Source organism: Anaeromyxobacter diazotrophicus (assembly GCF_013340205.1).
GTDB lineage: Bacteria > Myxococcota > Myxococcia > Myxococcales > Anaeromyxobacteraceae > Anaeromyxobacter_A > Anaeromyxobacter_A diazotrophicus.
Window position 1 is genome coordinate 118,212 of record NZ_BJTG01000011.1, and the last position, 11,091, is coordinate 129,302.

At 74.0% G+C, this 11,091-nt stretch carries 10 protein-coding genes; all 10 read left to right on the forward strand.

What is annotated here, in order from left to right; translation table 11 throughout:
* Nucleotides 1-196 precede the first annotated feature (196 nt).
* Complete coding sequence (locus tag HWY08_RS19870) at nt 197-559, forward strand: response regulator (protein ID WP_176068492.1); 363 nt, start codon at nt 197-199, stop codon at nt 557-559.
* Nucleotides 556-3,801 carry a chemotaxis protein CheW gene (locus HWY08_RS19875; protein WP_176068493.1) on the forward strand — a complete coding sequence of 1,082 codons (3,246 nt, stop codon included), beginning with the start codon at nt 556-558 and terminating at the stop codon, nt 3,799-3,801. The genes HWY08_RS19870 and HWY08_RS19875 overlap by 4 nt, the downstream gene beginning before the upstream one ends.
* Nucleotides 3,798-4,340, forward strand: a complete 543-nt coding sequence (locus HWY08_RS19880) for a chemotaxis protein CheW (protein WP_176068494.1) — start codon at nt 3,798-3,800, stop codon at nt 4,338-4,340. Before HWY08_RS19875 ends, HWY08_RS19880 begins: the two co-directional genes overlap by 4 nt.
* An 85-nt stretch (nt 4,341-4,425) precedes the next feature.
* Nucleotides 4,426-6,252 carry a methyl-accepting chemotaxis protein gene (locus tag HWY08_RS19885; protein WP_209005196.1) on the forward strand — a complete coding sequence of 609 codons (1,827 nt, stop codon included), beginning with the start codon at nt 4,426-4,428 and terminating at the stop codon, nt 6,250-6,252.
* A gap of 207 nt (nt 6,253-6,459) precedes the next feature.
* Nucleotides 6,460-7,287 carry a CheR family methyltransferase gene (locus HWY08_RS19890; RefSeq protein WP_176068496.1) on the forward strand — a complete coding sequence of 276 codons (828 nt, stop codon included), beginning with the start codon at nt 6,460-6,462 and terminating at the stop codon, nt 7,285-7,287.
* The gene (locus tag HWY08_RS19895; RefSeq protein WP_176068497.1) at nt 7,284-7,763 is read left to right on the forward strand and encodes a chemotaxis protein CheD; all 480 of its coding nucleotides are present in this window, start codon (nt 7,284-7,286) and stop codon (nt 7,761-7,763) included. The genes HWY08_RS19890 and HWY08_RS19895 overlap by 4 nt, the downstream gene beginning before the upstream one ends.
* Entirely contained in the window at nt 7,760-8,626 is an 867-nt protein-coding gene (locus HWY08_RS19900; RefSeq protein ID WP_176068499.1) for an HDOD domain-containing protein, read from the forward strand. Before HWY08_RS19895 ends, HWY08_RS19900 begins: the two co-directional genes overlap by 4 nt.
* Nucleotides 8,623-9,021, forward strand: a complete 399-nt coding sequence (locus HWY08_RS19905) for a response regulator (RefSeq protein WP_176068501.1) — start codon at nt 8,623-8,625, stop codon at nt 9,019-9,021. The genes HWY08_RS19900 and HWY08_RS19905 overlap by 4 nt, the downstream gene beginning before the upstream one ends.
* A complete protein-coding gene (locus tag HWY08_RS19910) occupies nt 9,011-9,481 on the forward strand; it encodes a chemotaxis protein CheX (protein ID WP_176068503.1) in 471 nt (156 codons plus the stop codon). Before HWY08_RS19905 ends, HWY08_RS19910 begins: the two co-directional genes overlap by 11 nt.
* Nucleotides 9,478-10,533, forward strand: a complete 1,056-nt coding sequence (locus HWY08_RS19915; protein ID WP_176068505.1) for a protein-glutamate methylesterase/protein-glutamine glutaminase — start codon at nt 9,478-9,480, stop codon at nt 10,531-10,533. Before HWY08_RS19910 ends, HWY08_RS19915 begins: the two co-directional genes overlap by 4 nt.
* Nucleotides 10,534-11,091 lie beyond the last annotated feature (558 nt).

Here is an 11,091-nt window from a genome sequence, read left to right on the forward strand (position 1 = left end):
CCGCCGCGGGGTGGCTGCCCGGACCCCCGGGCCCGGATCGACCCGCCGCCGCCCGCGCCGCCACGGCGCCGGGGCCGGCCTTCTCCGCGCGCGCAGTTCCGCGCCTGGAGGCCTCCCGCGGCCCCCGGACCGGCGGCGGCGGCCGGCCCCCGCGCTGCGGCACACCCGCTGCACGAAGGGGGTCGGCGGAGGCTGAATGAACATCCTGATCGTGGACGACAGCAAGGCGATGCGCGGCATCGTGATGCGCGCCGTCAAGGCGGCCGGACTGGCGGAAGCCACCTACCTGGAGGCCGGGACCGGCGTCGAGGCGCTGGCGTCGATCCGCGGCGCCGAGCCCGACCTCGTCCTCACCGACTGGAACATGCCCGAGATGTCGGGCTTCGAGCTCATCAAGGCCGTCCGCGCCGAGGGGCGCCAGGTCAAGATCGGGCTCGTCACCTCGGAGAGCGACCCGACGCTGCGCGCCCAGGCCATGGAGGCCGGCGCGGCCTTCGTCATCTCGAAGCCGTTCACGCCCGACGCCGTCCGGGCGGCGCTGCAGCCCGTGATCTCATGAACGATCTGGCGCCCACCGACTGGCTCCGGGTCCTGGAGTCGGAGCTCGACGCGCTCGCGCAGGGCACGCTCGGGCTGCCGCCGGTCACCGTGACCGGGCACGGGGTGGCGCCGCCAGGCTCGATGGAGGGCGCCTACATGGTGCTCCTCTCGAGCGGAGGCTCCTACCAGGTCGGACTCGCCTCCACCAGCGAGGGCTGCCAGGCGCTGGCGCGCGGCCTGCTCGCGGTCGAGCCGTCCGCGGATCCGCTGCCGGCGCCCGACGTGGCCGACGCGGTGTGCGAGATCGTCAACATGCTCGCGGGCGGCGTGCAGCGCCGCGTCCGCGAGCGGTCCGGGCTCCAGCTGGAGCTCGGCCTCCCCACCTTCTTCCACGGCCCCGTCCAGCCGACCGAACGCCTGGGCGTGGCCGTGACCGAGGTGCGCGTCGGCGAGCTGCCCGCCGCGCTGCTCGTGCTGCACCCCGCATTCGCCGCGGCGAGGAGATCCAACGCCATGTCCGACGCGCCCCATGCCTCGAGCGGCCGGCCCCCCGCCCAGATCCTGGAGGAGCTGGCGGCGGCCGTGATGGCCGCCGATGCCTCCGACGAGGCCGCGGTCACGCGGCTGCTCGCGCTGCTGGACGAGCTCACCGCCACCGGGCACGCCGTGGCCGCGATCGCGGGCGCGGCGGCCGAGGGCATCCGCGCTCGCTGCGCCGACGTGCGCGCCCTGGCCGGCGCGCTCGACGAGGCGAGCGAGGCCGTCGCCCGGATGCAGGAGGAGGTCGCGCGGGGGCCCCAGCCCAGCGCCGCGCCGGCCGCGGCCGCCGCGCCGGGCGCGTTCGTGCTGCCGGAGTGGGGCGACGAGAAGACCCTCCGCGACTTCCTGGCGGCCCAGCGCGGCTCGCTCGAGGAGCTCGAGGAGGCCATCCTGGGCATGGAGGGCGGCGACCCCGAGCGGCTGGCGACCTTCAAGCGCCGCCTGCACACGCTGAAGGGCGAGGCGGGCGTGCTCGGGCTCGAGGATCTCGAGCACGTCTGCCACGCCACCGAGGACTTCCTCGAGGGCCACGGCGCCTCGGCCGAGGCGACCGACCGGCTGCTGCGCGTCCAGGACTGGATGGTCAAGGCCATCGACGCGTACGCGCAGATGCAGCTGCCGGTGCCCCGGGCGAAGGAGCTGATCGCCGAGGCGCTGACCGGCGGGCAGGCGACCGCGACCGCGACCCCGACCCCGACCCCGACCCCGACCGCGACCTCGACCGCGACTGCGACTGCGACTGCGACCTCGACCGCGACCGCGACCGCGGCCGCGACCGCGACTGCGACCCCGACCGCGACCGCGACCGCGGCCGCGGAGGGCATCAGCGCCGTGGCGCGCGACGCGGAGACGGTCAGCCTGTTCGGCGAGTTCCTCTCGGAGAGCGGCGAGGGGCTGAACCGGGTCGACCAGATCCTGATGAACGTCGAGCGGGACGGCGTCAACGACGACACCGTCAACAGCCTCTTCCGCGTCTTCCACACCATCAAGGGCACGGCCGGCTTCCTCGAGCTGTCCGAGGTCGTGGCGCTCGCGCACGTCACCGAGACGATGCTGAACCGGTGCCGCGAGAAGGCGCTGGCGCTGGAGGGGGCGGTCGTCGACCTGGTCTTCGACGCGACCTCCGCGCTGCGCGAGATGCTGGAGGAGGTGCGGGTGGCCGTCGAGGCCGGGACCGGCTTCCCCTCCCGCGCGGGCCTCGACGAGCTGCGCGGGAACATCCAGGCGGCCATCGACGGGCAGACCGGCCCGGAGCGGGAGCTGCCGGCGGCGGTGCCGGGCGACACGCTGGGGCAGGTGCTGCAGCGGCCGCCGCTCGAGGTCCCGGCGGCGGCCGTGGAGCACGCCGCGGAGCAGCAGGCCTCCACCGGCCGGCGGCTGGGCGAGGAGCTGGTGGCGGAGGGCGCCGCCGAGCCGGCGCAGGTGGCCGCCGCGCTGCGCGCGCAGGGTCGGGCCGCACCGCGCGAGGAGGCCGCGGCGGTCAAGCTCAAGGAGACCATCAAGGTCGACCTGGAGCGCGTCGACAGCCTGGTGGAGATGATCGGCGAGCTGGTGGTGGTCGAGTCGATGGTGGTGAACGCGCCCGAGATCGCGAAGACCTCCTCGGTGCGCGTCCGCAACTGCCTGGCGCAGCTCGCCAAGGTCACGCGCGACCTGCAGGACGTCGGCATGCGCATGCGCATGGTGCCGGTCTCGGGCGTGTTCCAGAAGATGGCGCGCCTGGTGCGCGACCTCTCGCGCAAGAGCGGCAAGCAGGTCCGGCTGGTGACCTCGGGCGAGGGCACCGAGATGGACCGCAGCATGGTGGAGCACATCGCCGATCCGCTGGTCCACATGATCCGCAACGCGGTGGATCACGGGCTCGAGTCGGCCGACGCGCGCGCCGCCGCCGGCAAGCCGCCGGTGGGCGAGATCCGGCTCAGCGCCTACCACGAGGGCGGCAGCGTCGTCATCGAGATCGCGGACGACGGCCGCGGCCTCGACCGCGACCGGATCGTGAAGAAGGCGATGGAGAAGGGCCTCATCGACTCGGCCGACGGCATGACCGAGGCGGAGGTGAACGGGCTCATCTTCGCGCCCGGCTTCTCCACCGCCGCCCAGGTCACGGAGATCTCCGGCCGCGGCGTGGGGATGGACGTGGTGAAGCGCAACATCGACGCGCTGCGCGGCCGGGTCGTCATCACCTCCAGGAAGGGGGAGGGGACGAGCTTCAAGCTGGTGCTGCCGCTCACGCTCGCCATCATCGACGGCATGCTCGTCGCGTGCGGCGAGGAGCGCTACATCATCCCGACCCTCTCGATCGTCGAGTCGATCCAGCCCGACCGGAAGATGCTCGTCTCGCTGGCGCAGACGAACGAGATGATCAACCTCCGCGGCGAGATCCTGCCGCTGGCGCGCCTCGACAAGCTCTTCCGGCTCGAGGGCGCGAAGAGCGATCCCACCGACGCGCTGGTGGTGGTGGTGGAGGGGTTCGGCCGGCGCATCGGCTTGCTCGTCGACGAGGTGGTGACGCAGCAGCAGGTCGTCATCAAGAGCCTGGGCGAGGGGATGGGCAAGACGCGCTTCCTCTCCGGCGCCGCCATCCTCTCGGACGGGCACGTCGGCCTCATCCTCAACGTCGAGGAGATCGCCACCCTGTTCCACCGGTCGCGTGACTTCTTTCACGAGCGCGGCGAGGCCCTGCCCGCCGCGCTCCCAGCCGCCCAGGAGGCCCGAGCATGAGCACCGTCGAGAGCACGAACCAGAACGCCGCCGCCCCGAGCCTCTCCGCCGCCGACATCGGGGTGCAGCTGGCCGGCAAGTACATGACCTTCAAGCTGGCCGAGGAGGTGTACGGCCTCGAGATCCTGAAGGTGCGCGAGATCATCGGGCTCATGGACATCACCCGGGTCCCGCGCAGCGCCGACTTCATCCGCGGCGTCATCAACCTGCGGGGCAAGGTCATCCCGGTGATCGACCTGCGCCTCAAGTTCGCCATGGACGCGTGCCAGGCCACGGAGCAGACCGTCATCATCGTGGTCCAGTGCCAGGTGGGCGCGCGCAACCTCACCATGGGCATCCTGGTGGACCAGGTGCTCGAGGTGCTCTCCATCGAGGCGGCCGCCATCGAGCCCCCGCCGCAGCTCGGCGAGGCGGCGGTCGAGGCGCAGTTCATCCTCGGGGTGGGCAAGGCCGGCGAGCGCGTCATCTTCCTGCTCGACATCGGCAAGGTGCTGGGCCGCGAGGACGCCGCCGCGGTGGCGAGCGCGGCGGCGGCGTAGCGGCCGCGAGCCGGCGCCGACGCATCCCTTTCAACGAAGGACGGCCTCGGGGGCGGCACCGCCCCGAGCGCCTGGAGAGAGCACCATGGCCGAGCGCACTGTCGTCGTCACCCTGGCCTCCGCTGCCGCACTCGCCGCCGCCGCCGCCACCGCGCTCCTCGCGGGGCCCGGCGCCGCGGCGGGGGTGTGCGGCGCCGGGGCCGCCGGCCTGGTGGCCCTCGGGCTCGTGCTCGCCGCGGCCGAGCGCGCCGAGCGCGCGGCGCGCGCCCGGGCGCTCGCGTCCGTGGCGCTGGCGGTGACGGAGGGGGCGGCCCCGCCCGAGGCGCAGCCGGGCCTCGAGCCGGCGCTCCGCGAGCTCCACCAGGCGGCCGCGGCCGCGGCGCGCTACTGCGAGCTGGTCCGGGGCTTCATCGCCCAGTTCGAGCAGGGGACGGTCCCGGGGCGCGTCGAGGGCGCCTACCGGGGCGTGCCCGGGGCCACCGTCGCCAGCATGAACCGCTTCGTCGAGCTCATGCAGCTGCGCAACGCGGACCTGAAGGTGCTGTTCGAGGCGGGGCAGCAGGGCCGCCTCGCCGTCCGGGCCGACACCAGCAAGTACACGGGCTACAACGGCGCGCTCATCCACGGCGTGCACGGGATCCTGGAGAGCGTGGCCGCGCCGGTGAAGCAGGCGACGAGCGTGCTCGAGCGCCTGGCGCAGCGCGACCTCACCGCGCGCCTCTCGGGCCAGTACCAGGGCGACTTCGCGCGCATGGAGGCCGCCCTCAACGCGACCGCCCAGGATCTGCACGACGCCCTGGCGCACGTGGCGCAGTCCTCCGCGCAGGTCTCCTCCGCCGCCGGGGAGATCGCCTCGTCCAGCCAGTCGGTGGCGACGGGCGCGGCGCAGCAGGCGAGCTCGCTGGAGGAGTCCTCCGCCTCCCTCGAGTCGATGGCGAGCATGGTCAAGTCCTCGGCCGACAACGCGCAGCAGGCGAGCGCGCTGGCGCAGTCGGCCAAGGGCGTCGCGGGGCAGGGCGCGGACGCCATGCAGCAGATGGCCGGCGCCATGGAGTCGATCCGCGCCTCCGCCGAGGGCACCTCGCAGATCATCAAGGACATCAACGAGATCGCGTTCCAGACGAACCTGCTCGCGCTCAACGCCGCGGTCGAGGCGGCGCGCGCCGGCGACGCCGGGCGAGGGTTCGCGGTGGTGGCGGAGGAGGTGCGCTCGCTGGCGCTCCGCTCCAAGGAGGCGGCCAACAAGACCGAGGCGCTCATCCGCGAGTCGGTGCGGCAGACCGGGGAGGGCGACCAGACGGCGAAGCTCGTGGCGGGCAAGCTCTCCGAGATCACGAGCATCGTCGGGAAGGTGAGCGACATCGTCGGCGAGATCGCCGCGGCCACCCGCGAGCAGGCGACCGGCGTCGAGCAGGCCACCCGGGCGGTCGGGGAGATGAACAAGATCACGCAGCAGAACGCGGCCAACTCCGAGCAGTCGTCCTCGGCGGCGATCGAGCTCTCGGCCCAGGCCGAGGAGCTCACGTCGCTCGTGGGCGGCTTCAAGCTGGCGAGCGCGCCGGCGGCGGCCGCGCCCCGCGCGCCGAAGCCGGCGGCCGGGCTCGAGCCGCGGAAGGCGCTCCTCGCCGCGCCCGGCGCGAGGCCAGCGAGCGCGAAGCCGCTCCCCAGGCCCGCCGCGGCGAAGCCGGCCGCGCCGAAGCCGGCCGCGGCCGCGAAGCCGCGGTTCGCCGCCAAGCCCGCCGCCAGGCCCTCCGCCGCCGCCGCGAAGCCCGCCGCCGCGAAGCCTGCCGCCGCAGCCAGCCCCGCGGCCAAGCCGGCCAGGAACGGCGCCCACGGCGGCGCGAACGGGATCCCGCTCAAGCCGGAGGAGCTCATCCCGCTCGACGGGGATCCGACCTTCGAGGACTTCTAGCCCGGGCCGGAGGGGCCGCGAGCGCGGGGCGCGCGGCGGGGCGCCCTCGACCCGGGACGGCGACCGCCGGTCGCCCGCCACCCACCTCCGGAGGGCCTGAAACCGCCGGTCTGGACGCACTCCCGGTGGCACGCACCGTGCTCCCCTGGGTCGCCAGAGCGGAGGCCGATGAGGGGTCGGAGTCCGCTGGACACGAGGGTCTCACCCATGGAGCCGCAGCTCTTCCAGCGCTTCGCCGCGCTCGCCTACGAGAAGGCGGGCATCAGCATCAAGCCGGGCAAGGAGGCGCTGGTCGCGGCCCGCGTGGCGAAGCGGCTGCGCGCCCTGGCCATCCCCGACGCCGAGGGCTACCTGCGCTACCTCGAGGAGGACAGCTCCGGCGAGGAGCTGGTGCGCTTCCTCGACGTCATCTCGACCCACTTCACCAGCTTCTTCCGCGAGCCGGATCACTTCGACCTCCTGCGGGAGGAGCTGACGGAGCTGCTCCTCGCCGGCCAGCGGCGGCTGCGGCTCTGGTCCGCCGCCTGCTCCACCGGGGAGGAGCCGTACTCCATGGCCATGACGGCGCTGGGGCTCGACGGCGTCGCCGGGGCGGACCTCAAGATCCTCGCCACCGACATCTCGGTGGACACGCTGCGCCAGGCCACCGAGGGGCGCTACGGCACTCCCCGGCTCGAGCCGGTGCCGGAGGGGCTGCGCCGCCGCTGGTTCAAGCGCCACCCGGACCCGCGCGATCCCGACGGCGAGCTGTGGGAGGCCGGCCCGGAGCTCAAGGCCCGCGTCGTCTACCGGCGCCTCAACCTGGCCGAGCCGCCGTTCCCCATGAACGGGCCGCTCGACGTGGTCTTCTGCCGCAACGTGCTCATCTACTTCGACCACCCGACGCGGCAGCGCCTGATCTCGGCGGTGGAGAAGCTGCTCCGGCCGGGCGGGCTGCTCTGCATCGGGCACACGGAGACGCTGTCGGGCATCGACACCCGGCTCAAGATGCAGCGCCCGAGCGTCTTCCGCCGTCCCACGGAGCGCGCGTCGTGAGCACGCTCACCGTCGACATCTCGGACCTCAAGGTCAGCGCCGATCCCGACGATCTGATCGTGACCTACGCGCTCGGCTCCTGCATCGCGGTGATGGTGCACGACCCGGTGCGGGTGGCGGCCGGCATGATCCACTACATGCTGCCGCTCTCGGAGACCTCCCCGGAGAAGGCGAAGGCGCGGCCGGCCATGTTCGCCGACACCGGGATCCCGCTCCTGTTCCAGAGCCTGTACGCCCTCGGCTGCAAGAAGGAGCACCTGGTGGTGAAGGTGGCGGGCGGCGGGGCGCTCTACGACGACAAGGGGCTGTTCAGCATCGGCAAGCGCAACTACACCATCTTGCGCAAGATGTTCTGGAAGACCGGGGTCATCGTGGCCGCCGAGGACGTCGGCGGCGCGAAGAGCCGCACCACCCGCCTGCACGTCGGGACGGGCCGGTGTACGGTGGCGTCCCAGGGGCTGGAGGTGGAGCTGTGATCGCGCCGGCGCTGATCCTCTCGCAGGTCAAGGCGCTGCCGGCGCTGGCCTCGAGCGCGCTGCGCCTGGGGGAGCTGGCGCGCGACGAGCGCAGCGCGGCCGCCGACTTCGAGCAGGTGGTGCGGCCCGACCCGGCGCTGACGGCGAACCTCCTCCGGGTCGCCAACTCGGCCTACTTCGGCCTGCGGTGCCGCGCCGACTCGGTGCGGCAGGCCATCACGCTGCTCGGGGTGAAGCGCGTCTCCGACCTCGCGGCCGCGGTGGCGCTCGCCCCCGTCATCCCCGCGCGGCTGCCCGGGTACGACGTCGAGGCCTCCGCCTTCTGGCTGCACAGCGTGGCGGTGGCCACCCTGGCCGAGCGGCTCGCGGCGCAGCTGCGCCGGCCCTGCCCGGAGCTCACCTTCACCGCGGGCCTGCTGCACGACATGGGCAAGCTCGCCATCGGGAGCTTCGTCGGCGACGCGGCGGGCGAGATCCTGGCGCACGTCCGCGGCGGGTTGCCCTTCGTCTCGGCCGAGCGGGCGGTGCTGGGGGTCGACCACGGCGAGGTGGGTGGGCTGGTGGCGGAGGCCTGGAGCCTGCCCCCCGCCGCCGCGGCCGCGGCGCGCTGGCACCACGCCCCGGGCGACGCGCCCGACGACACCTGCCGCCCCGTCGTCGACCTGGTGCACGCCGCCGACGCGCTGGCGCACGCGCTGGGCCTGGGGGCGGACGCCGGAGAGCTGGCCCGCAGCGTCGACGCCGGCGTCGAGGCGCGCCTGGGGGTGCGCGCGCGCGACCTGGAGGCCACCGCAGGGGGTACTCTGGACGACATTCACGAGCTGGCGGCCCTGTTCCTGAGGCAGCCTGGAGGCACTCCATGAGCTACACCATCCTCGTCGCCGACGACTCGGCCATCGTGCGGACGATGGTCAAGAAGGCGATCGCCATGGCGGGCCTGCCCATCGGGCAGGTGCACGAAGCCGCCAACGGCGAGGAGGCGCTCGCGATCCTGCGCAAGAACTGGATCGACGTGGTCTTCGCGGACATCAACATGCCGGTCATGACCGGCCCCGAGCTGATCCGGCAGATGAAGGGCGACGCCGCGCTCGCCTCGACGCCGGTGGTCATCGTCTCGTCCGAGCGCAGCCCGGCGCGGGTGGAGGAGATGCACAAGTGCGGCGCGCGGGCGTACGTCAAGAAGCCGTTCCGCCCCGAGCAGTTCCGCGCCGTGGTGGAGGAGCTGCTCCAGGCAGGGGAGGGGCCCCATGGCCGCTGACGTGGCCGAGATCCTGGCGCGGACGCTCTCGCAGGTGCTGGAGGAGGCGGCGTTCCTCTTCGCCGAGCGCAGCGAGGAGCCGCCCCCGCTGGCCGGCGCGGTGCTGCAGGCGCGGCTGTCGTTCATGGGTGACCACGAGGGCGAGCTGGTGCTGGCCGCCCCGCTGGATCTATGCGCCACGCTCGCCGCGAACCTGCTGGGCGAGGACGAGGGCGGCGCGGCCACCACCGGCGACGACGAGGACGCCGTGGGCGAGCTCCTCAACATGGTGGCCGGCGCGCTCCTGGTGGAGCTCTTCGGCCCCGAGGCGAAGTGCCTGCTCGGGCTGCCGCGCGTCGAGCGCGTCGCGCCCGCGCAGCACGAGGGCGAGCTGGCGCACGCGGACGCCGTCGCCACGCTGGTGGAGGAGGAGGGCCGGCGCATCGACCTCTCCGCGCGCCTGCCCGGCGGCGCCGCATGAAGTCCCGCGTGCTGGTCGTCGACGACTCGGCCGTCGTCCGGCAGATCTTCAGCCGCGAGCTCGCGAAGGACCCGGAGCTGGAGGTGGTGGGCAGCGCGCCCGACCCGTACGTCGCGCGCGACCTCATCGTCCAGAAGAAGCCCGACGTCCTCACGCTGGACCTCGAGATGCCGCGGATGGACGGCATCACCTTCCTGCGCAAGCTCATGCACTACTACCCGCTGCCGGTGGTGGTGGTGTCGTCCTTGACCCCGGCCGGCGGCGAGCTGGCGCTGGAGGCGCTGGCGGCCGGCGCGGTGGACGTGATGTGCAAGCCGGGGGCGTCCTTCACGGTGGGGGACATGGCGGCCCAGCTAGTGGAGAAGGTGAAGGCCGCCGCCCACGTCGACCTGAAGCGCCGCGCGGCCGCGCCGGCCGCGGGCGGCGCGGCGGTGGCGCCGCGCCCCGTCCCGGCGCTGACCCGCACCACGCACCAGATCCTGGCCGTCGGCGCCTCGACCGGAGGGACGGTGGCGCTCGAGCAGATCCTGCGCGCCTTCCCCCCGAACGCGCCCGGCACCCTCATCACGCAGCACATGCCGGAGATGTTCACCCGCTACTTCGCGGACCGGCTGAACCAGATCGCCCGGGTCGAGGTGCGCGAGGCCGCCGACGGCGACTCGGTCGTCCCCGGCGTGGTGCTCATCGCCCCCGGCAACAAGCACATGCTGCTGCGCCGCTCCGGCGCCCGCTACTACGTGCAGGTGCGCGACGGCCCGCGCGTCAACCGCCACCGCCCGTCGGTGGACGTCATGTTCCGCTCGGTGGCGCAGGTGGCCGGCCGCAACGCCGTGGGGGTGATCCTCACCGGCATGGGCGGCGACGGCGCGCAGGGCCTGCTGGAGATGCGCCAGGCCGGCGCGCGCACGCTCGGCCAGGACGAGGCGAGCTGCGTCGTCTACGGCATGCCCAAGGTGGCCGCCGATCTCGGCGGCGTCGAGAAGGTGGTCCCCCTGGCCGAGATGGCAGGGGAGATCCTGCGCGTCGCGGAGGCGGCGGGGGCGGTGGCGTAGGGGTCGGGGAGAGGGAGGCGGCCGCGACCGCGACCGCGATCGTGGAGTCGACCTCGACCCCGACCGCGACCGTGGAGTGGACCTCGACCGCGACGGTGAACACGACCCGAGTGCGAGGGTTAGCCCGGGCCCGCTCGAGCGTAGCAGCGGTTCCGCGCGAGCGGGCGGTGTTTGGCAGAGAGGGGCGCGGCAGGTGAGCGGGCGGTGCCGCGCTGGCGGGCGCGGCCGTTCGGCGGACGTCGCACGCGAGGCGGTGCCGCGCATCCGACGCGGCCGTGCGTGGCCCGGCTCACGACGTGTCCCCAGGGTGAATACGCGGGGCCGGCGGCGGATGCGGGCGGGCACCGGTGTTCACGCATCGTAACTATCGTCCGGGTCATCCCGCATGGGAGCTTGACGCGTTTCCGCGCGGATCGCGCTTCGGCGACGCAAAGGCGCGAGGAGGCCTCTCCCGCGGCCGCGCCGGGCCGCTCCGAGGCGCGACGGCCGGCCGAACCCGTTCTCGCCGGGTGTGGTCGCCGAGCGGTCCCAGCGCGAGCCTCGCGCGTCCCAGGAGCC

What these genes read in the sequence shown, in the direction of transcription:
- HWY08_RS19880 (WP_176068494.1), top strand. Translation starts at nt 3,798, where the DNA reads ATGAGCACCGTCGAGAGCACGAACCAGAACGCCGCCGCCCCGAGCCTC.
- HWY08_RS19915 (WP_176068505.1), top strand. Translation starts at nt 9,478, where the DNA reads ATGAAGTCCCGCGTGCTGGTCGTCGACGACTCGGCCGTCGTCCGGCAG.
- HWY08_RS19885 (WP_209005196.1), top strand. Translation starts at nt 4,426, where the DNA reads ATGGCCGAGCGCACTGTCGTCGTCACCCTGGCCTCCGCTGCCGCACTC.
- HWY08_RS19905 (WP_176068501.1), top strand. Translation starts at nt 8,623, where the DNA reads ATGAGCTACACCATCCTCGTCGCCGACGACTCGGCCATCGTGCGGACG.
- HWY08_RS19875 (WP_176068493.1), top strand. Translation starts at nt 556, where the DNA reads ATGAACGATCTGGCGCCCACCGACTGGCTCCGGGTCCTGGAGTCGGAG.
- HWY08_RS19910 (WP_176068503.1), top strand. Translation starts at nt 9,011, where the DNA reads ATGGCCGCTGACGTGGCCGAGATCCTGGCGCGGACGCTCTCGCAGGTG.
- HWY08_RS19890 (WP_176068496.1), top strand. Translation starts at nt 6,460, where the DNA reads ATGGAGCCGCAGCTCTTCCAGCGCTTCGCCGCGCTCGCCTACGAGAAG.
- HWY08_RS19870 (WP_176068492.1), top strand. Translation starts at nt 197, where the DNA reads ATGAACATCCTGATCGTGGACGACAGCAAGGCGATGCGCGGCATCGTG.